The sequence below is a fragment of the Dyella sp. genome, from assembly GCF_036746095.1.
Lineage (GTDB): Bacteria > Pseudomonadota > Gammaproteobacteria > Xanthomonadales > Rhodanobacteraceae > Dyella_B.
On record NZ_DAIOEU010000070.1, the window covers coordinates 1 to 22,263 of the forward strand.

9 protein-coding genes are annotated in these 22,263 nt (G+C 62.2%); 4 read left to right on the forward strand and 5 right to left on the reverse strand.

All coding sequences use genetic code 11. The features are described from left to right. Both V7M64_RS19575 and hrpA read right to left on the reverse strand, forming a co-directional pair. On the reverse strand, nt 1–952 hold a 952-nt coding region (locus tag V7M64_RS19575), incomplete at its 3' end, for an HD domain-containing protein (protein WP_333681514.1). Nucleotides 953–1,448: 496 nt separating this feature from the next. Continuing rightward, on the reverse strand, nt 1,449–5,531 hold the full coding sequence (gene hrpA, locus V7M64_RS19580) for an ATP-dependent RNA helicase HrpA (protein WP_333681515.1): 4,083 nt from the start codon (nt 5,529–5,531) through the stop codon (nt 1,449–1,451). 531 nt (nt 5,532–6,062) lie between these two features. On the opposite strand from hrpA, the gene V7M64_RS19585 reads away from it, so the two are divergent. From V7M64_RS19585 to V7M64_RS19595, 3 genes are all read left to right on the forward strand, one after another. Further along, nucleotides 6,063–8,693 (forward strand): glycosyltransferase family 2 protein, encoded by a 2,631-nt coding sequence (locus V7M64_RS19585; protein ID WP_333681517.1) that lies wholly within the window; start codon nt 6,063–6,065, stop codon nt 8,691–8,693. 227 nt (nt 8,694–8,920) lie between these two features. Then, a complete protein-coding gene (locus V7M64_RS19590) occupies nt 8,921–10,684 on the forward strand; it encodes an autotransporter assembly complex family protein (protein WP_333681518.1) in 1,764 nt (587 codons plus the stop codon). An 11-nt stretch (nt 10,685–10,695) separates the two neighbouring features. Next, the gene (locus tag V7M64_RS19595; protein WP_333681519.1) at nt 10,696–14,478 is read left to right on the forward strand and encodes a translocation/assembly module TamB domain-containing protein; all 3,783 of its coding nucleotides are present in this window, start codon (nt 10,696–10,698) and stop codon (nt 14,476–14,478) included. A 205-nt stretch (nt 14,479–14,683) separates the two neighbouring features. Here V7M64_RS19595 and V7M64_RS19600 read toward each other — a convergent pair whose 3' ends face one another. From V7M64_RS19600 to V7M64_RS19610, 3 genes are all read right to left on the reverse strand, one after another. Further along, complete coding sequence (locus V7M64_RS19600) at nt 14,684–15,439, reverse strand: FkbM family methyltransferase (protein ID WP_333681521.1); 756 nt, start codon at nt 15,437–15,439, stop codon at nt 14,684–14,686. Nucleotides 15,440–15,482: 43 nt separating this feature from the next. Beyond that, nucleotides 15,483–17,762: a hypothetical protein gene (locus tag V7M64_RS19605; RefSeq protein WP_333681523.1), complete on the reverse strand. Its 2,280-nt coding sequence runs from the start codon at nt 17,760–17,762 to the stop codon at nt 15,483–15,485. 249 nt (nt 17,763–18,011) lie between these two features. Next, the gene (locus V7M64_RS19610) at nt 18,012–19,472 is read right to left on the reverse strand and encodes an MFS transporter (protein WP_333681525.1); all 1,461 of its coding nucleotides are present in this window, start codon (nt 19,470–19,472) and stop codon (nt 18,012–18,014) included. A 288-nt stretch (nt 19,473–19,760) separates the two neighbouring features. Between V7M64_RS19610 and V7M64_RS19615 the strand changes: the two genes are divergently transcribed. Continuing rightward, nucleotides 19,761–22,263: GH92 family glycosyl hydrolase (locus V7M64_RS19615; protein WP_333681527.1), on the forward strand; the 2,503-nt coding region annotated here is incomplete at its 3' end.

Consider the following 22,263-nt stretch of genomic DNA (forward strand, 5'->3'; position numbering starts at 1 on the left):
TCTGCACTTCCAGCGTCTTGCCGTGCGGGCCGATCACCGCGGTGTGCAGCGAGCGATAGCCGTTGCTTTTCGGACGCGCTACGTAGTCATCGAATTCGCCGGGCAAATGCGGCCACAGGGCATGCACGATGCCGAGCGCGGCGTAGCAGTCGGCGACGCTGTCCACCAGTACGCGCACGGCGCGGATGTCATACAGATCGGAGAACTCCAGCGCCTTGCGCTGCATCTTCTTCCAGATCGAATAGATGTGCTTGGGACGTCCGGCAAGGTCCGCCTCGATACCGGCGTTGCGCAGCGCCTGGCCGAGCTCGGCCAACGCATCGCGAATGAAGTGCTCGCGATCGCTGCGGCGCTCGTCCAGCAGTCTGGCAATGCGTTTGTACGTATCCGGCTGCAGATGGCGGAACGCGAGATCTTCCAGCTCCCACTTCAATTGCCAGATACCTAGACGGTTGGCGAGCGGCGCATGGATGTCGCGTGTCAGCCGGGCCAGTTCCTGCCGTTCGTCTTCCGGCAGATTGGCAGCCGCACGCATACGCGCCAGTTGACGCGACAACAGGATGAACACCACGCGCACGTCGCGGATGATCGCCAGCAGCAAGCGGCGCAGACCTTCGGAACCGCCCTCTGGCGGGCGCTGCGCATGCAAGGCCCATACACGCTCCGCCGCCACCTGCCCGGCGACCAGGCGCTGCAGCTCTTCCGGCAATCCAGCCGCATGGCGTTCCCATACCAACGGGTGCGTGCGCCCGATCTCGAACCACAACGCGGCCGCCTGGGTATGCGCATCGCAACCAAGCATCGCCAAGAGATCCAGCACGTCGCCGCATTCGTGTTCGTTCACGCCGTTTTGCGCGCACACCGCCAGCGCGCCGGCCAGTACAGGGGGGAGCGTGCCCGCCCGTGACTGCCACGATGCCAAGTGCCCTGCGGTGGAGATGGCGTGAACCATGGTGTGCGGCAATCCCTCTGTCGGTCGGGTTGGCGCAGCGTAACCCAACCATGCTTGGCCGGCAGACTGCAGGGTTACGCTGGGCCAGTCCCACTCAAGCCCGCAACTCGATGTCGCGAGCATGCGTTCTCTCCCATGCATGCAGGGGACGGCTAGGGCTGAGGTATCCCCACATTTTTTGCTCGTCATTCCGGCGAAAGCCGGAATCCAGTGCAAATACGATATGCGCAACACTCAGCAAAAAGTAATGTGTGCTGCGCACGACGTACCCAGACTGGATTCCGGCCTTCGCCGGAATGACGAGCAAAAAACGTGGAGATACCTCAGGGGCGCGGGTGAGGTGCAAGCACAGCGAGCGGCGGGCAGTTATGCATCGCAGCAATCAGCAGCAGGCTGAAGCACAAGCAATCCCACTCCCAACACTCCCCTACTACCGCAGGGGAGGGAGTAGATCGCTACAAACATCAAACGTGAGTGCCATTGGCGCCCACTCAACCTACAAGACCTCCAGCGCCTTGGCCAACCGTTTCACCGATACCGGCTCGGCCGTCTTCAGTTCCTGCGCGAACAGCGACACCCGCCACTCCTCGATCAGCCAGCGCAACTCGTCCAGGCCTTCGTTGCCGGCCGCGCGATGCTTGAGGTATTCACGCCAATACGGCAACACCTGCAGCATGCGCTGCTGATCCTTGGCCGGATCCTGGCGCAGGCGTTCGGCACGCAGGCGCATGGCCTTCAAATAGCGCGGAAAATGTGCGAGCCGGGCCTTCGACAACTCGCGCAGAAAACCCGGAGCAAGCAATACGTCGAGCTGCTCGCGCAAATCGTCGTAGCTGGCGCGGGCAAAGCCGATCAACGGCGGTTGCAGCCATGGTTTCATGTCGGCCTGCGCATCGATGATCGGCTCGGCCAGCTCCAGGCGGGCCACCGCTGCCGCAAACAATTCGCGGGCGACGTGCGTATGCAGTCCTTCGAATGCGGCGGCACTGCGCACGTTGAGATCGTGCGCCGCAAGCACATCGTGGAAGCCGCCTTCGACCAGGTCGTCACGCAAGCCATCGATATTGCCGAGCGGTGCGTATTTGAGCGAGACGGAACTGGAGATCGGCAGGCGACGCCGCGCCTGCTTGGCCTCGCTGGCGAGCGCATTGCGCAGCAAGCGTTCGACACCTTTGAGGTGCGCGGCCAGCGCTTCGTCGCGCCGTTCGAAGACACGCAGGGCAACCGCGTCGCCAAGATCGACCAGCGCAGGAAAAGCCAGCAATCCGCCATCGGAGCGCACTTGCTCGGGAATCTGCTCGAAATCCCAGCGAGTGACGTCCTCGCGCGTAAGTTCGATGTCGGTCTTGCGCGAGAACGCTTCGCGCGCCTGCCCCTCCCACTGCTGGCGCAGTTGGCTGAGGCCACGGCCAGTGGCAAGCGTGCGGCCCTGCTCGTCATGCAGGCGAAACCGCATGGCGAAATGCGGCGCAAGCTGCACCGGCGCGAAATCGTCAGCCTCAATCTCCACGCCGGTCGCACGGCGCAGGAATGCCGCCAGCACCTTGGCGAGCGATTCATCGCGCGCCGTTTCGGCCTCGACGAACGCGCGCGCGAAATCGGGTGCCGGTACGAAATTGCGCCGCAATGCTTTGGGCAGGCCGCGGATCAGCTCGGCCACTTTGTCGCCAAGCAAGCCAGGCACCAGCCATTCGCAGCGTGCGGCCGGCAAAGCGTTGAGCATGGCCAGCGGCAGATGCAGCGTTACGCCATCGGCTTCATCGCCAGGCACAAAACGATATTCCAAACGATACCGTTGCGGCGGGATATCGAGCGAAGCGGGAAACGCCTTCGGATCCAGTCCCGCGCCCCCGGCCATGACGTCGTCAATCGACCAGCGCAAGGCCGCTTGCTCGGCGGGGCGCGCGTTGCGATACCAGGCATCCAGCGCACGCGAACTGGCAATGTCTTCCGGCATCTTGCCGCGGAAGAAATCCACCAGTTCGTCCTCGTGCCGAATCAAGCCTTCGCGGCGCTGGCGCGCTTCGATGCCGTGCGCATCTTCCAGGACACGCTGATTGGCACGCACGAAATCGGCGCGTGATTCGATATCGCAACGGGCGAGCGCTTCGCGCAGGAATATCTCGTGGGCGAGTGCGGGGTCCTGCTTCTGGAACGTCACCGGCCGGCGCTCGACCAGCACCAGCCCAAACAAGCTGACTTGCTCGTACGCCACCACGGTGCCGCGCTTGCGCGACCAGTGCGCATCACGGCAAGTGCTGCGCAGCAAATGCGCGGCCTGTTGTTCGATCCACAACGGTTCCACGCGGGCGCACATCATGCCCCACACGCGGCCGCCGATATCGAGGATCTGCGCGGCGAACAGCCAGTTGGGCGGCGCCTTGGCGAGAGAGGAACCAGGGAAAACCTGGAAGCGGCGCTCACGGGTGCTGCGGTAGATGCCTTTTTCGTCCTTGTGGCCGGCTTGGGTGGGCAGGCCGGCTAGCAGGCTGCGGTGCACTGCCTCGTACAGATGTTCGCCATCATCGCTACCTGGGCTCCCTCTCCCCTCCGGGGAGAGGGCTGGGGTGAGGGGCCGGGGCTTGCTGGAAACATCACCACCGCGGCTCTTTTGAGAGCCTTTCTCTCGCACATGCTTGGTTTCACGCGAGATTCTCCCCTCACCCCCACCCTCTCCCTGGAGGGGAGAGGGAGAAGAAGTTTGCGGAGCCGAAGCAACATCCAGCTTCCACCCAAGCTCCTGCGCCACCAGCAACAACTGCCGATGCAATTCGCGCCACTCGCGCATGCGCAGGAAGCTCAAGAAATGCCGTGAACACCAGTCACGCAATTTCGATTGCGTCAACTCCTCGTGCGCCTTGCCATACTCGCGCCACAGATTCAGCACGCCGACAAAATCCGACTTGGGATCAGCAAACGCGGCATGCGCCGCATCCGCCTGCTGGCGCGCATCGGCGGGACGTTCGCGCGGGTCCTGGATACTGAGGAAAGCCACTACCGCCAAGAGCTCGCGCAGACTGCCCAGCTTGTGCGCCTCGACCAGCATGCGCGCCAACTGCACGTCGATCGGCAAGCGCGCCAGGGTGCGGCCGATATCAGTAAGCTGGCGCTTTTCGTCGATCGCACCGATTTCGGCCAGACGGCGATAGCCATCCGCCACCACGCGCGGGTCGGGCGCTTCGAGGAACGGAAATTCATCCACCTCGCCCAACTGCAACGACAGCATGCGCAGGATCACGTTGGCGAGCGAGGAACGCAGCAATTCCGGATCGGTATACGCCGCGCGCGAAGCGTAATCGGCTTCGTCATACAGGCGATAACAGATGCCTGGACCGACGCGTCCGCAACGGCCCTTGCGCTGGTCGGCCGCTGCCTGCGAAACCGGCTCCACGTGCAAGCGCTCCAGCTGGCTGCGCTGGCTGTAACGTTTCACGCGCGCCGTGCCGGTGTCGATCACATAGCGGATACGCGGCACGGTAAGCGAGGTTTCCGCCACATTGGTGGCCAGCACCACGCGGCGCTTCGACCCGGGCTTGAACACGCGGTCCTGGTCGGTGGCAGACAGGCGCGCATACAGCGGCAGGATTTCCGTTTCGCGATATTGCCGGCGCGACAGCAGCAAATGCGCATCGCGGATTTCGCGCTCGCCGGGCATGAATACCAGCACGTCGCCGCGTGGATCGTCGTGGGTGATTTCATCCAGCACGGCAGCGACATGTTCCGCGCTACCTTGCTGCAGCTCGCTGTTGCGCTGGTTGCGGCGCGCCGCCACGTCATCGACGGAACGCCAGCGCACCTCCACCGGATAGGTACGCCCTTCCACCGAAACCACCGGCGCGTTGCCGAAGTGTTCGGCGAAGCGCGCGGTATCGATGGTGGCGGAGGTGACGATGATCTTGAGCCCGGGCCGCCGGGTCGCCAGGCGTTTCAGATAGCCGAGCAGGAAATCGATATTGAGGCTGCGTTCGTGCGCCTCGTCGATGATGAGCGTGTCATAAGAAGATAGCCAGGGATCGTTCTGCGTTTCCGCCAGCAGGATGCCGTCGGTCATGAACTTGACCAGGCTTTGCTCGGATACCTGGTCGGTAAAGCGCACCTGGAAGCCGACCTTGTCTCCCAGCTGCGTACCCAGCTCCTCCGCCACCCGGCGCGCAACCGAACGCGCAGCCAGCCGGCGCGGCTGGGTGCAGCCGATCATGCCGGCTTCGCCGCGGCCTGCGGCCAGGCACAGCTTCGGCAACTGCGTGGTTTTGCCCGAACCGGTTTCGCCCGCGATCACCACCACCTGGTGCTCGCGAATCAGTTTGACGATCTCCTCGGCGCGCGCGGCGATCGGCAACGCCTCGTCCAGGCGAATTTCGGGCTTGCTTTGCGCGCGCCGCTGCCGCCGCTCGGCCGAGGCGGCAATCTCGGCAGCCAGCGCATCCAGTTTCTTCGCATCCGGACGGTGCGACAGCCCGCGCCAGCGGCCCAGCAATCGGCCGAAATCGCGGCTGGAAACGCCGTCCAGCGACTTGCGCAGCGCACGCAGCCGGCTGTCCGGGGAAGCGGGGAGAGTATCGGGTTTCGTATCGCTCATGGAGCCGCACATGATAGCCCGTATCTATCGCCGTCAGCTGCACCATTCGTTTCCAGCGCGTTGCACGCCTGGCTAAGCTCGAACGCCGATCCGATCGATAGCACTCCATCGTCACGCATGCCTATCCGTTTTTGCGTGGCCTACACGTGCAAGAGACGCCCATCATGCTTTGTAAAAACAGACGTCCAAACGCCACTGAAACAAGTCGCATGCGTTAAGAAAAAAGCATCAAACGGTCGACGGTGCGACAAGGGATGGATAACGCGATACGCATCTGGCCCGCGGCGCGAGGCCATCCCGCCTCTTCTGCCAGCGTGGCCTACCCAACCATCGTCAATGCAACCACATTGGCTGATCAGGCCTCCGGCGTGTCCTTGCCGACAAGTGCGTGGGCCTCATACGACTGGCCGGCTCCCCTGCCCTGACCTTGGCCTGACCATCTCACCCGCAATTTATTGAGCCACCTACCGTGAATTGGTTAAGCTCCACAGGATTCACGCGCCTCCGAAGAGGTGAACTGCGGGGACTTTCTTGAGCGCCACACCCAATCCAGCCAAAACCGGCCCCTTGTCGATCATCGCAGCCATTCTGCTGGCGCTCGTGGTTGCCGCGTTGAACTTCGGTCTATGGTGGTGGGGCAACCGCCCGCACGGTCCGGAAGACTGGCACGGGCGGATCAACGGCTTTTCGGTGTCGTTCTTCCAGCGCTACCAGAACCCCTTCAATCAGAGCTTCCCCAGCGACGATGAGATCGCCAGCGACATGAAGTTGCTGCACCAGTACACCAGTCGCATCCGCACCTATTCCATGCAGGAGAATCCCCAGGTCTTCCGCCTGGCCCAAAAAGAAGGGCTGAAGGTGATGGCCGGTGCGCAAATCGACACCCGCCTGGACAACAACGAGAAGGAACTGGATGCACTGATTGCCGTGTCCAGGCGCTATCCGGACACCATCGAACGCGTGCAGGTGGGCAACGAGGTCCTGTTCCGCAACAACATCCCCGTCGACAAGATGATCACCTACCTCGACCGGGCCCGTGCACACATCCGCCAGCCGGTGTCGATCGCCGAACCGGACTACATCTGGCTGAAGTATCCGGAACTGGCCGATCACGTGGACTACATCACCATCCACCTGTTCCCCTTCTGGAACGGTGTCGCGGTGTCATCCGAGCAGATCCGGGGCGAAGACCAGGGCGCCGTCCGGCAGGCTGAAGAGGCCTATCTGCAGATCAAGCAGCGTTTCCCGAACAAGCACATAGTGGTCGGCGAAATCGGCTGGCCATCCAACGGCGACCACCGCGAGCGCGCTTATCCCTCCATCTCCAACGAAGCCATCTTCGATCGCCAATGGCTGATCTGGGCCAAGCGCAACAACGTCGACTACTATCTGTTCGAAGCTTTCGACCAACCCTGGAAGGAAAACCTGGGCGAAGGCCGCACCGGCGCCTATTGGGGCATATTCAACGCCGACCGCCAGCTGAAGTTCCCGTTCACCGGCCCCGTGATCGAAGACACCAGCTGGCCGTGGAAGGCACTGGCCGCCAGCCTGCTGGCGCTGGCGCCGATGATCTGGTTCGGCATCGGCTACCGCCGTTTCAAGCTGGTGGGCCGGCTGTTCTTCGATGTGCTGATCCAGCTCGCCTGCGGCCTGATCGTGTGGTCGGTGACGCTGCCGTTCAATTTCTACCTGAGCTGGGTGGACTGGAGCATGCTGGTGCTGCTGTTCCCCGCGCAGGTGGCGATCCTGGCGATCCTGCTGATCAACGGCTTCGAGTTCACGGAAGTGTTGTGGCGGCGCCAATGGGTGCGCCATGCCGGGTTGCTGCCGCCCGACCCGGTCGAGAAGCAGCCGTTCGTCTCCATCCACCTGGCCTGCTACAACGAGCCGCCGGAGATGGTGATCATCACGCTCGATTCGCTCGCCGCGCTCAAGTACGAAAACTATGAAGTGCTGGTGATCGACAACAACACCAAGGACCCGGCGGTGTGGCAGCCGGTGCAGGAATACTGCGAGAAACTGGGCTCCAAGTTCCGCTTCTTCCATCTGGAACCGTGGCCGGGCTTCAAGGCCGGCGCGCTCAATTTCGGCCTGAAGGAAACCCATCCGAAGGCCGACGTGGTAGCGGTGATCGATGCCGACTACGTGGTGCGCGAGGATTGGCTGAGCACGCTCAGCGGTTATTTCCATGACCCCAAAGTCGCCGTGGTGCAGTGCCCGCAGGCGCACCGCGACTTCGAGCACAACCGTTTCCGCCGCATGACCGCGTGGGAATACGACGGCTTCTTCCGCATCGGCATGCACCACCGCAACGAGCGCAACGCCATCATCCAGCACGGCACCATGACCATGGTGCGCCGTTCCGCGCTGGAGGGCACTGGCGGCTGGTCGGAATGGACCATCTGCGAAGACGCCGAGCTCGGCCTGCGCCTGATGCACGCCGGCTACGAGCTGGTCTACGTCGATGAACTGATGGGCAAGGGCCTCACCCCCGCCGACTTCAAGGCGTACAAGAGCCAGCGCTACCGCTGGGCCTTCGGCGCCATGCAGATCCTCAAGGGTCGCTGGAACTGGATGGTCAGGAAAGGGCCACTCAGTGGCGGCCAGCGCTTCCACTTCCTCACCGGCTGGTTCAGCTGGTTCGCTGATGCGCTGCACCTGATCTTCACCATGATGGCGATTTTCTGGACCGCCGGAATGGTCGGCCTGCCGCAGGTTTTCAGCTTGCCGATGCAGCTGTTCCTGGTTCCGATCATCGGCTTCTTCTTCGCCAAGGCCATCTTCGGCGTGGTGCTGTACCGCGCGCGTGTGCCGTGCGGCTGGTACGACACCATCATGGCCTCGCTGGCCAGCATGAGTTTGAGCCATGCCATCGCGCGCGGCATTCTGCACGGCCTCACGCGCGAGAAAACCTCGTTCGTGGTCACCGCCAAGAGCCGCCGCCTGGGCGGCAGCAACTTCGCCGCCTTCACGCCCGTGCGCGAAGAAATGCTGATGTTCATCGCGCTCATGCTGTGTGTCATCGGCATGGCCAAGAGCACTGCCGCGCATTTCACCGAAGGCCAGTTGTGGATGTTCATTCTGGCTGCGCAGTCGATCCCGTATTTCTCGGCGCTGGCGGGTGCGTGGATTGCACACAAGTCCGGTGACAAAGCCGGTTGACGCGTCGTACCCATGGCCGTCGTTCCTGCGAAGGCAGGCATCCATTTCACCGGATGCAACGTAAAAATGGATGTCCGCTTGCGCGGGAATGACGGCCTTGCATAGATAGGGCTACCGCACTGACAGGCGACACGCACCGCAAAATCGGAACAGCCTTAATGCGCGGTGCACACCCGCCTCGCTAAGCTGCCACTTGCGACGCTCAATCCAGGATGGAACTCTAACGCATGCGCCAGATTCGCCATCATCTGAGCCTGTTCCTCCTGCTGTTTGTTCCTGCGTTGAGCCACGCGGGGGTGCAGCTTGTGGTGGATGGCGTGGATGATCCGCTCAAGGCTGCCGTCGTCGCTGGCGTAAGCCTCTCCCAATATGCCGCGCGCGACGTCAGCGAGGCGCAAGTGCATCGCCTCTATGATCGCGCCGATGCCGAGGCAGGCAACGCGCTGCGTCCCTACGGTTACTACGATGCACATGTCACCGGCAAGATCGAACACGCCGGCAAGGACTGGCGCATCACCTTGCACGTCGCGCCCGGCGAACCGGTGAAAGTCGCGTCAACCGATGTCCAGCTTGATCCTTCCGCAGCTGCGCTGCGCCCGATCCGTGCGGCTCGCCGCGGCATCGAGAAACTCAAAGGCCAGCGCCTGGACGATGCCGACTATGATGCCGCACGCGACGCCCTGAACAACGCACTGACGGCCAACGGCTATCTCGACGCCAAGCTCACCGTACATCGCGTGGAAGTGAACCGCGGCGAGCACAGCGCCGCCATTCACCTCGCCTGGAATGCCGGGCGCCGCTACCGCTACGGGCTGGTGCAATTCGAAGGCTCGCAATTCCAGCCGGATTTCCTGCAACGCTACGTGCCATTCAAATCCGGCGACTACTTCGACCAGAACCAGTTGCTCACGCTGCAGCAGGCGTTGAACAGCGCGGACTATTTCTCGGTCGTCAACGTCATGCCCGAAACCGATACGGCAAAGGACGGCATCGTCGACGTCAAGGTGCAGTTGGCCCCGGCCAAGCGACGGATCTACACCAGCGGCTTGTTCGTCGGCACGGATACCGGCGTTGGCGTGCGCGGCGGCATCGAATATCGCTGGGTCAATCGCTACGGTCACAAGTGGAAAAACGACATCGTGCTGGCGCAGCGGCTGAAAACACTGTCCAGCCAGTACACCATCCCGCTGCCGGGCGACAATCAGCGCAGCCTCAACTTCGGCGCCACCTACCGGGACGCCAATACCGTCACCTCGCAATCACGCACGCTCGAGCTGGTCGCCAACGAAAGCGAGCTCTGGCACGAATGGGTGCGCACGGTCGGCGTGCATGCGCTGACCGGCACGTTCGACGTCGGCAAAACCCCGAACGAACCGGCGAGCACTCCCGGCGTGGAACACGGCAGCAGCACGCTGGTTTACGCCGAAGGCTCACTGAGCCGCAAGATGGCCGACAACTTCGACTTCGTGCGTCGCGGCTGGTCGCTGAATTTTGACGCGCGTAGCACGGTCGACAGTTTGTTCTCCACCGCGCGCTTCAGCGAAATCACCGCCAGCGGCAAATGGATCCACTCGTTCTGGCGCACCAATCGCCTGATTCTGCGAGGCGACCTCGGCCATGTGTGGACCAACCGTTTCGAGGCCCTGCCGCCGCAGCTGCGCTTCTTCGCCGGCGGCGATCAATCGATTCGCGGCTATCCATTCCAGGGCATCGGTCCGGAGAACAGTTATGACCGCGTGATCGGCGGCAGCAGCCTGGTGATTGCCAGCGCCACGCTTGAACATTACTTCACGCCACGCTGGGGCATCGCCACTTTTGTCGACGCCGGCAATGCCTTCAACGGCGTCGACGTGCATCCGAAAATCGGCACGGGTGTCGGCGTACGCTGGCGTTCGCCGGTCGGCATGATCCGTGTGGATGTCGGCACGCCCATCAACGATGCGCAACGTCACGGCGTGGAATTGCACCTCGTGATCGGGCCGGACTTATAAGGGTTGCAGCAATGAATACGACACAACCCGCACCCCGTCCTCGCCGCCGCTGGCTACGGCTGATCGGCATTCTTCTTTTCGCCTTTGTGGTGCTGGTGGCGAGCGGCCTGGGCTGGTTGCTATGCACCCGTTCCGGCTTGAACTTCGCGCTGGGGCAAGCGCAGGCTTTCATGCATGGCGCCTTGCAGGTGCAACAGGCGCAAGGGCGCCTGATCGGCCCGGTCGATATCGGCTCGCTGCGCTATGACGACGGCAAAGGTACCGCTGTCGTCATCACGCGGACACATCTGGATTGGAACATCGCCGCCCTGCTCTACAAGCGCCTGCACGTGGTCGATTTGCGTGTCGGCCGCGTGGACGCGGCGCTGCCCGCCACGCAGGAAAATACATCCTCCTCCAGCAGCTTCTCGCTGAAACCGCCGATTGCGCTGGTACTGGATCGCGTGCATATCGGGCCGGTCACGATCAAGGAAGACGGCAAGCCGCTGTTCGCCGCCGACCAGCTGGATCTTGCCGGCAGCTGGACCAACGGCGGCATGACGGTGAGCAAGCTGGCATTGCGCGCGCCGGATGGCCATGTCGATCTCGACGGTCAACTGAGCATCGGCCGCCGCTATCGCGGCAAGGGCCATGCCGAAGCGGCGTGGAAGATTGGCGATACCGAATACGCCGGCACGCTCGATGCGCAAGGTAACGGCCGCACCGCGCAATTGCAGTTGTCCCTGGCGCAACCGATGGCCGCGCAATTCCAGCTCGATCTGGACCAACTCAAGAACAACGCGTGGAACGCCACGCTCGATGCGCCATCGTTCGATCCCAAGCCGCTGCTCGGCAGCAGCTCGATCACGCGCCTGGCCGCCCATCTGCAAGGCAGCGGCGACCAGCAAGGCGGCACCCTCACCGGCCAACTCGATCTCAACCAATATCGCATCGTGCTGCAGCCGTTGCAGGCGAGCCTCGACCAGGATTTCAAGCGGCTGACCTTGCAGCGGCTGCAAATTGCGTCACCCCAGATCAAGGGCACGTTGCACGCCGCGGGCACGGTCCAGCTCGATGCGCATCCGCTCAATGCCGATCTCGTCGTCGACTGGAACGACGTCGAATTGCCGGCCGATCTTGCAGGGCAAGTGCTCGACAGCCATGGGCGTCTCGCGGCCAAAGGCAGCGCTGAGGCGTATCACGCGGAGGGTGATGTCACGCTCGGCCCGCCGGGCAAGCTGGCAAAGCTTGCGCTCAATCTGGATGGCACCTCGCAGCAGGTCCAGTTGCACACCTTGAGCGTGCTGCAACCGCAGGGCAACCTCACCGCACAAGGCACGCTTACCTTGCATCCGGATCTCGCTTGGCAATTGCAGGCCAAGGCCGACAAATTCGACCCAGGCCAGTTGCTGGCTGGCTGGTCAGGCTCGCTTAATGCCGATCTCACCACGCAAGGCAAGCTCGCCCCGAACGGTCCGGACCTCACGCTCGAACTGCGCAAACTCGACGGACAACTGCGCCAACGCCAGCTGCGCGGAACCGGTCATTTGCATCTGTCGCCGAACCATGTGCTGGACGGCACGCTTGACCTTGCATCCGGCAGCAGCACGATAAAAGTGCAGGCACGTCCTGGCGACAGCAACGATGCCAGCGTGACACTGGCCATTGCCTCGCTGAACGATTGGCTGCCGCAAGCGGCGGGGGCGCTCAACGGACAATTCAGCATACGCGGCAAGTATCCCAAGCTTGCCGTCAACGGCAGCCTGCAAGGCCAGTCGCTGGCCTTTGACAACCAGCGCGCGCAACAGCTGCAACTGCAGGCAGACATACCCGACATCAACAGCATCGGCGGCAAGCTGCAGCTGCATGCGGCCGGCGCCGAACTCGGCGGGCTGGCGTTCAAGCAGATCCAAGTAAATGGCCAGGGCACGTCGGCCCAACACGAACTGAGGCTGGATGCGCAAGGCGCGCCGCTCTCCACCTCGCTCACACTGCGTGGCGCGTTGAAGGGCAACAACTGGAACGGCACGCTCTCATCGCTCACCCTGGACGTGCAGGGGCTGCCTCGCTGGCATCTGCAACAGCCCACCCCGATGGGCTGGAACAACGGCAGCGCCAGCCTGGGCGAGCTGTGTCTTACCGCCGGCGAGCCGCTGCTTTGCGTCAACGGCAACCTGGATAAAGGCGGCAATCTCGACGCCGGCTATCGCTTGCATGCGGTGCCGCTGGCCTTGGTCGCCAGCGCTGCCGGCAGCACCGATATGCCGATCAGCGCCGATGGCTCCCTGGAAGGCAGCGGCAAGCTTCGACGCACGGCAGCAGGGGCAGTGACCGGCAATGCATCGATTACTTCGGCGCAAGGCCGCATTACCTATAACGAGCATCCCGATCAGCCGTTGCTGTCGTACAAGGATCTCGCCTTGAATGCCACGCTTGCGCCGGACAACCAGCAAGCCACCCTGCATGCATCCATCCAGGGCAACGGCCGTTTGGACGGCCAGATCGCCGTCACGGGGAAGCAGCAATCACTGAGCGGCCAGGTTGGCCTGCACCTGGAAGACGTCGCCTTCATCAGCCTGTTTACCGATACGCTCGCCAACGTCAAAGGACACGTGGACGGTGACTTCAGGTTCGGCGGCACGCTATCCACGCCGGACATCACCGGCCAGGCGACCGTCAATGGTTTTGCCGCCGAAGTACCCGATGCAGGGCTGAAGCTCACCGATGGCAAACTTGTGGCAAGTACCAGCGATGCGCGCGTATTGAACATCAACGGCAGCGTGCAATCCGGCAAGGGCACGCTCGCCATCAGCGGCACGGCAGGCCTGGATACGCAAACGTCCACGGCGATCACTTTGAAAGGCGACAACGTCACCGTGATCGACATCCCTGCCGCGAAGGTCGCGCTAACACCTGACTTGCTCGTGCGCCACGATGCCCAAGGCCTCCAGGCCACCGGCTCCGTGCGGCTGGATAACGCCGATGTCAACCTGGACAAGTTGCCGGGCGGCGGCGCCAATAAAGCATCGCCCGACGTCGTCGTCGTCGATGAGCCACAGCCGGCCGCCGGTAGCGGTTCGACGCCGATCCACGCGTCCATCAAGCTCGATCTTGGCCAGCGTGCGCATCTTGTCGGCATGGGGTTGAATGGACGTCTCAGCGGCGTCATTACCGTCGACGAACGCCCGGATCGCGCCACCACGGGGCAAGGACAAGTCAATGTCAGCGGTACGTACAAGGCCTACGGCCAAAACCTGAACATCCAGCAGGGACAGTTGCTGTTCGCCAGCACGCCGATCGACAACCCCGGCCTCAACATCAAGGCCATCCGCAGCTTGCAACCCAACGCCACCATCAATGAGGGCCAGCAGGTAGGTTTGCAGATTACCGGTACCGCCAAGCGTCCGGTGCTCACCGTGTTCTCGAACCCGGTAATGGATCAATCCGATGCGCTTTCTTATCTGATTACCGGCAAACCCATCTCGCAAGTGAGCAGCGGCGGTGAAAGCAATATGGTGAACGCGGCCGCCCAGGCGCTTGGTTCGGCCACCGGCAATCTGCTGGCGAAGAGTATCGGCAGCAAGCTCGGCATCGAGGACATCGGCGTCAGCAGCAGCGAAGCCTTGAATGGCAGCTCCGCCTTCACCGTCGGCAAATATTTGTCGCCGCGGCTTTATCTCAGCTATGGTATCGGACTGTTCGAGCCGGGCCAGGTCATCACGCTGCGTTATCGCCTGAGCCGGCGCTGGAACTTCGAAGCGCAGAATGCCACGGACTTCAATCGCGCGAGCTTGAACTATCGCATCGAAAAATAGGATTGGAAGGTTAAGGCAACACTGAATAAGTATCGCCGCCGCCAGCCTGCAACACGGCGTTGCAGGGATTTCATTCCAGCCTACGAGCGGAGACTCGAAAACGGGGCAAAAATTCATTGTCCGTCATTCCTGCGAAAGCGAGGCGCTTTCGCAGGAATGGCGGCATTGGAGTGGCATGCTACTTCAAGGCAACGCATGGCACGGCTTACAACTCATAACGCTGCTCCAGCTCAAAACGATTTTCCACCGGCGAAGCAATCACGTTCTGCTGCACGCAGCCTGGGAAGATATTGGTGCTTTCGCCGGCATGGTTATCTGCGTTGTACAGGTAGGGCGTATGCGACCAGCAACGGTAGCCCAGCTCCTTGATCGCGTGCACTTCCGCTTCCACATGTTCGATATCGGAGAGACGGTAGTAGATGATCGGCCGGTGCTTGCGAACAGTCTCGGCCGCGCCCTGCAACAAGTCGACCAGGCTGCCTGGCACGTTGATCTTGAGCAGGTGCAGGTTTTCCAGCTCCAGGCTGTCGACGGTCGTCGTGCCGACGGTTTCATCCTGCTCGCCGTTGTGCAATTTGCCGCCCGGTAGCGAGGAAAACGCCAGTTGCGCATCGGAGCGCCCCAGCCAACGCGAATGCGTATACACATTGGTGAGCTGATTGATCGCCACGTTTGCGCACAATTGCTGGAACGGCAGTCGGCGCGGCTCGGCCACGTGCACAGCGCCTTTTTCCCCCACGGCCTGCGCAAACCACAATGTGTGCGCGCCGTACTCGCCGCCGAACTCCAGCACGCTTTGCCCCTCCTCGATCAACCCGCTCAACAAATTGAGTTCCTGCTCGGCCCACTCGCCGTAGCGCTGCAGCGAGCGGCCCACCGCTCCATTCGCGGCAACGGCGGCCATCATGCCGTAGCGTGTTGACCACAGGCGTGAATCGGAAGATTTCTTTTTAGCGTTCATGGTGAGGCCTCTCGATGAAGGGGATGACTGAGGGGGAAATCGACTAGCGCATGGCGCTTGCAATGCTGAGCTGCCGCATCGTTTGCTGCCGGGCAACGCATTGCTCCTGCGGGGAAGAGGTACGGGTCCATTGCCTGCATGCTTCCTGCCACGTGGAAAGCAGCGCCGGCGTTGCGGCGCCGTTGCGCCACGCGTGCTCACACAACTGGCAGGTACCCGCAAAATCCGCGTTACGCAGATAGGTTTGCGCCATGCGATGCAAGGTATCCGGATCTTTCACGCGCAAGGTTTGCAGGCGCTCTGCCAGCTTGAAGGCAACATCGCCCTGGACATCCATGCCCGGCAGATTTTCATACGCCCATTGCACAGCCAGGCGGCATTGCAGCGCTTGTTCACGCCAGCGCGGATCGTTTTCGGCCATGAACGCATGCATCAAGGCATGCGAATAGGCTTGCTGCGCTTGTACGGGCGGCAGCACATTGCCACGAGCCAACGCGATCTCAGCAATAGCCAGCGCGTTTTCGGCAGTTGGCATGCTCGCGTAGAGCGCATCGGCCAACGCTTGTGCCGTATCCAAGCTGTGCATGCGTGCACCGCCCTGCTCGACCGTCGCACGCCGGCGCAGTACGTCGGCACGGCGCTGCTGCGCGGCATCGGCGCAGGCAGGCAGCTCACCGAGGCGTAGACAGACAGCCTCAGCCTCGGTGTAGCGCGAGAGGGCGGCATCACCCAATTGGCATTGCGCCCAGAACGTCAACACATCGATCCAGGCCAGCAGCATTGGCGGCGCACCCTGTGCCAACTGCGGTGCGTACCGCGCCTGCACGCCACGCAACCAAAGCAGGCGCGCCGCACCTTGCTTTCGCTTGGCTCGGCGAAGGTCGACATTCAGTCGCCGCGCTTCCCATGCAGCGCGGCGCTCATGATCCGAGGCCACGCTCAAATCGATCCACCGTTCCGCTTCCGCATACAACGTTTCGGCATCGTGGGGCTCGGCATCATCGGCACGCAGCAGCAGCGTGCTGACCAGCAGCGAGGGCAACGTCAACGAATGCGCACCGGCGATGGCTTGCCGCAGCATGCTTTCCCAGGTCTTTAGCACGTTCTGCGGCACCGCTTCGGCGGTCGTGCGCAGGATCTGAGGCAGGTCGCTGTCGCGTTCGACCAGCAGCAGGGGAATATCGCTGGATTCGCGCATGGCATGATGCTCCAGCCGGTCGAACAGCTCGGCCAGTGGATCACTTTCGATAGCGGGTTCCCACCCCGGCTCAGCGACGCTTTGCGCGGTGGGCGGTGCGTCTTCAGCTGCTGCAGAAGCACTGACCGGCTGAGCGGATCCAACAGACCCTGCGACGTCCTTTGATTCGACAGATTCGCCAGATTCAACATGCGGCAGCTCAACTTTCCGCGCCATCTGCGCAGACAGCCACGCAGGAAGAAAATCGACCGGCGACTCCATGGCCCACTGCTCGGGCGACTCGAATTTCCCCGGCGAATAGCACCAATCCAGCCGCGAAAACGGTATAGGCCCGTGATCGCGATGCGCAGATCCGGGCAACCTGCCATCCTCCATCACGAAGGTAAATATCGGCCCGGGCATCATCGATGATGCATCAACGGCTACAGGGGGAAGTTCGGTTTCCTTCTGCTCGGGCATAGGGGTGGCGCTGTCTCCGACCAGCGCCTCATTCCCCATGACGGGAGCGAGGCGCACCGCCATCCGCAGTCGACGATGACGGCGGTTATCAAACGCCAAGGCCAACGCCAGGCCGGCGATGACGAGCAAGGCAACACTGCCTAGCAAAAGCCCCCAATGAAATCTGGATGCCAGGCTTTCATTGGAAGCGGCGGCACGTGCAGGTGTCGGAGCAGGTAGCACGTCCGAATCCGTCGCCGCGCGAGGTGCTTCTTCAATGGGTAAAGACTCGAGTGAAAACGAAGCCTCGCCAATGACTCCTTCGAAAAGTGGCGCTTCAAGCTTGGACATGCCACCGGCGGATGCCGCTTGCTTCGTAGGCGTGCCAGATACGACGTGTTCTTTCAGCATCGCCGCCGACGGCGTGGCGGTGGCTTGCTCTGCATTCCGCGCCTCGCTTGCCGCACCGGACGGACTGCCCTCCGCGCGCACGGCGGAAACCTTCGCTTTTTCCTGCAAAGCGGCCTTGTCCAATGCGCGATGACCGCACGCGATCACGCTCACGCACATCAGCATCAGGACACCCACACCGCGCACATGAAGACAGGCCGTCGGCCCACGTCGCATCCAGCACGACAAGGTCGCGAGCTTTGCCAACATGGTTTTGGCGTTGCGTTCCGAGGTCATCTTCGCCGTCCTGGGGAGCCCCTGATAGGCACGAATCATCGCACGGCGCGCAAAAACGATCTGCGCGCCTATGCCGTTATGAACGTGAGGATACGCATGCAAAAGCGGGAGCAAGATAGGATTGGTACGAAACCATCCCTGTTTCTGACACGCTCCTGATCCATGCGAGGCGAAACTCAAAACAACAAGCACATTGATCCTGCGTAGCAACGATGGCGCTACGCAAGGCAACACTGAATAAGTATCGCCTCAATGCATCGCAGCGGCCTGCTCGCCTCCCACCGCCGATGCCGTACGCAAAAACACGGCCCCCGCCAATGCGCCCAGCACTGCAAAACACGCACCCACCAAAAAGGCCAATTGATAACCCGATGTCAGCGCCAGCATGTTCGTGCCGTTTGCTGTTTCGACGGCTTGCGTGCGCGCCGCCGCCAGGCTTGCCAGTACCGCCAAGCCGAGCGAGCCGCCCATCATGAAAGCGGTATTCACCACGCCCGATGCCAGTCCGGATTCCGATGGCCCCACATCGTTCATCGCCGCCAGCAGCACCGGATTGAAAGCCACTCCCGCGCCAACGCCGAGCAACACCATGCCGGGCAAGATGTCAGTCAGGAAATGGCCGTGCTGCGAGGCACGCGAAAAAAGCAGCAAACCGCATGCGGCCAACGCAAGGCCCGCCACGAGCGGCCGGCGAATGCCGAAGCGCATGACCAATTTGGCCGAAAGCCCCAGCGAAAAAAACGCCATGATCAGATTGGCAGGCAGGAAGGCAAGTCCCACTTCCATCGGTCCATAACCCAGCACCAGCTGCATATACAACGCAGACAGGAAAAACCACGCGAACATCGCCGCGGCCCACAACACACCGACGACATTGGCAACCGTCAGATTGCGCAGACGGAACAAGCGCAACGGCATCAATGGCGTATGCACACGCGCTTCCAGCCACAAGAACAGCAACAGCAAGACCAGCGCCAGCGCCAACTGCCCCAGCGTGCGCGCCGAGAGCCAACCGACCTGGTTGCCGTTGACGATGGCATACACGGCCAGCATCAGCGCTGCCGTCACTGTGACAGCGCCCCACACATCCAGGTGCCTTGAAACGGCGGTTCCACCTGCCGCCGGCAACAATCGCAGCGAAGCCACCATTACGCCGATGCCGATCGGCAGATTCACCAGGAACACCCAATGCCAACTCAGGCTGCTGGTAAGCACACCACCCAGCATCGCACCAAGGCTGCCGCCGCCCGCGCACACGAAACCGTAGACACCCATGGCCTTGGCCCGATCCTGCGGATCGGTAAACAGATCCATGATCAGCGACAACGCCACTGCGGTAACCACGGCACCACCAAGCCCCTGCACGGCGCGGGCACTCACCAGGGCGATCTGCGTGGTGGACAGTCCGCACGCGAGTGAAGCCAGGGTGAAAGCCGCGATGCCGATCAGGAACAAGCGGCGATGTCCATACAGATCGCCCAGGCGGCCGCCCAGCAAAAGAAAGCCGCCATAGGTCAGCAAATAGGCATTCACCACCCAGGCCAGCTCGGTGTCGCCGAATTTCAGATCCACTTTGATGGAAGGCAAGGCGACGTTAACGATCGTGGTATCCAGCACGATCATCAGCACGCCCAGGCATAGCACGACAAGGGCCAGCCAGCGGCGATCGGGATGCATGGCGATGTGGGGAGAATGTCCGGCGTGACTCATCAGAATGTCCTTGCGATGCAGGCGTAAGAGTTTGCTCTTGTACTCGTCGAATGAGAAAGGGCGGAATCGACATCGCCAGCTCAGCGCGCTCCCTGCGACGGAAGGGAACGAAGCTGTTTCTCGCGCGCATTCGCAGGCCTGTCCAACCATCCCATCCATGGCGGGCAGGCACGCGAACATGCTGCGCTGCGGTTTGACACTCGTTCTTTAGATCGATCAAATCCGGCTCTTGGCGCGATCTTCCCGCCCGCAAGCGCTCTCCACAGGGGTACCCAGATGCCAGGTGTCATGACTCGCCCGTTCCGGCAGAACTTGCTTTTCCTTGCACTCGCTTGCTGCTCCACCATCGCCAGCGCAGATGGCAGCGGCGCGTTCTACACCTCGTTCGAAACCGGCGAGCCCGCACCTATTGCCGCGTCTACCAACACCGCGTTTACCGTCGAGACCGGCGGGGGCCCTTCAATGGATGATGCCTACAGCGCCAAGCCCGGCGTTGGGTTTACCGGTCTTCATTCGCTTCATTACCAAGGTCACGCCGGCGGCGAGCAGGAAGCCAAGCTGTTTGACGTGGACATTCCCGTCCAGGCGGATACCCAGCTTTCCTATCTGCTATTTCCCTGCATCGCCGCGAACGATCTCGCCGATCCATCCACCTACGTCGCTGTCGACCTGGTGTTCGATGACGGCACGCGTCTTTCCACCAGCCGGGCACGCGATCAGCATCGCATTCCCGCCAATGCCGATGCGCTTGGCAGAAGCCGCACCGTGTATGTCAATCAATGGAACAAGCTGACGATCGACTTGGGCAAGGTGGCGGCCGGGCGCCGTATTCGCCAGATCGTGCTGGCGCATGCTGGCCCTGCCGGAAACATCGAAGGCTTTCTTGACGACCTGCGCATCGCAGCCGCACCCGCGTACGCTGCCAACGAGCGGCCCAGCGATTATGTGAACATCCTGCGCGGCACCAACTCCGGCTACACCTTCTCGCGCGGCAACAATATTCCGGCCGTCACGCTGCCGCATGGCTTCAATTTCTGGACGCCGGTGACCGACGCGGGCTCGGACTGGATGTACCAATACCAGCAGCGCAACGATGCGAACAACCGCCCGCGCATCGAAGCCTTCTCGCTTTCGCACGAACCCAGCCCGTGGATGGGCGATCGGCAGACGTTACAGATCATGCCGGCGGCGGTTGCCGATGGAGCACCCAGCGCGAATCGTGAAAAGCGCGCATTGAGTTTCAGCCATGACCACGAAGTCGCCCATGCGCATGACTACAAGGTGACGTTCGACAACGGCATCGTCGGAGAAATGACCCCGACCGATCACGCCGCGATGCTTCGCTTCACCTTCCCCGGCAAACGCGGGCAATTGGTGTTCGACAATCGCACGAACGAAGGCGGCATCACGCTCGATCCCGTCCATCGCAGCTTTAGTGGTTACTCTGACGTAAAGAGCGTGCTCTCCACCGGCGCGACGCGCCTGTTCTTCTACGCCACCGTCGATCAGCCGGTTGCCGAAAGCGGACGGCTCAGCGGCGAAGGCCGCGACAACGTCACCGCCTGGTTCGGCTTCGACACCTCGAAAACCAAAACGGTGAACGTGCGCATTGCCACGTCGCTGATCAGCCTGGAACAGGCCAAACACAATCTGGCCCTGGAAATCGCGCCGCAGGAAAGCTTCGATGGCGTGCGCGAACGTGCGCAGAAGATATGGGACAAGCAACTGCGCATCGTGCACGTGCAAGGCGCCAGTCATGGCGAGCTGGTGACGCTGTACTCCAATCTCTACCGCCTGTTCATGTATCCCAACTCGGCCTACGAGAACACTGGTAGCGCCGAACGACCGATGTATCGCTACGCCAGCCCGTTCTCGCCTGCCGTCGGCAACAACACGCCCACACAGACGGGAGCGCATATCGTCGATGGCAAGGTGTTCGTCAATAACGGTTTCTGGGACACCTACCGCACGGTGTGGCCGGCCTATGCGCTGCTGGCGCCCAAACTGGACGGCGAGATCATTGATGGTTTCGTGCAGGAATACCGCGACGGCGGCTGGATTGCGCGCTGGTCCTCGCCGGGTTATGCCGACCTGATGGTGGGCACCAGCGCCGACGTGGCGTTCGCCGATGCATGGCTGAAAGGCGTGCACAACTTCGATGTGCAGTCGTTCTATCAGGCGGCGTTGAAGGATGCGACGGTGGTCAGCCCGCTCAAAGGCACCGGCCGCAAAGGCCTGCAGCGTTCGATCTTCAACGGCTATACCGACGACGCGATCAAGGAAGGCTTTTCCTGGTCGATGGACGGCTATATCGCCGACTTCGCCATCGGCAATCTGGCGAGCGCACTCGCCACGCGCCGCGATGCGCAGGATCCCTATCAAGCCCAATACGCCGACGACGCCAGCTACTTCCGCGAGCGCGCGCTGGATTACGCCAACCTCTTCAACCCGGACATTGGCTTCTTCGTTGCGCGCGACGCGCAAGGCCACTGGCGCTATACGAAACAGAATTTCGATCCGCTGCGCTGGGGTGACGACTACACCGAAACGGATGCCTGGAACATGGCGTTCCACGCGCCGCAGGACGGCGCCGGCCTCGCCGCGCTATATGGTGGCCGCGCTGCACTCGCCAACAAGCTGGACCAGTTCTTCGCGACGCCCGGCGTCTACCATGTCGGCGGCTATGGCGAGCCGATCCACGAGATGCGCGAGGCGCAATCGGTGCGCATGGGTCAATACGGCCACAGCAACCAGCCCTCGCATCACATCATCTATATGTACGACTACACCG

Excerpts from the sequence above, each read along its gene's own strand:
- hrpA (WP_333681515.1), bottom strand. The coding sequence starts at position 5,531 with ATGAGCGATACGAAACCCGATACTCTCCCCGCTTCCCCGGACAGCCGG.
- V7M64_RS19590 (WP_333681518.1), top strand. The coding sequence starts at position 8,921 with ATGCGCCAGATTCGCCATCATCTGAGCCTGTTCCTCCTGCTGTTTGTT.
- V7M64_RS19595 (WP_333681519.1), top strand. The coding sequence starts at position 10,696 with ATGAATACGACACAACCCGCACCCCGTCCTCGCCGCCGCTGGCTACGG.
- V7M64_RS19600 (WP_333681521.1), bottom strand. The coding sequence starts at position 15,439 with ATGAACGCTAAAAAGAAATCTTCCGATTCACGCCTGTGGTCAACACGC.
- V7M64_RS19605 (WP_333681523.1), bottom strand. The coding sequence starts at position 17,762 with ATGACCTCGGAACGCAACGCCAAAACCATGTTGGCAAAGCTCGCGACC.
- V7M64_RS19610 (WP_333681525.1), bottom strand. The coding sequence starts at position 19,472 with ATGAGTCACGCCGGACATTCTCCCCACATCGCCATGCATCCCGATCGC.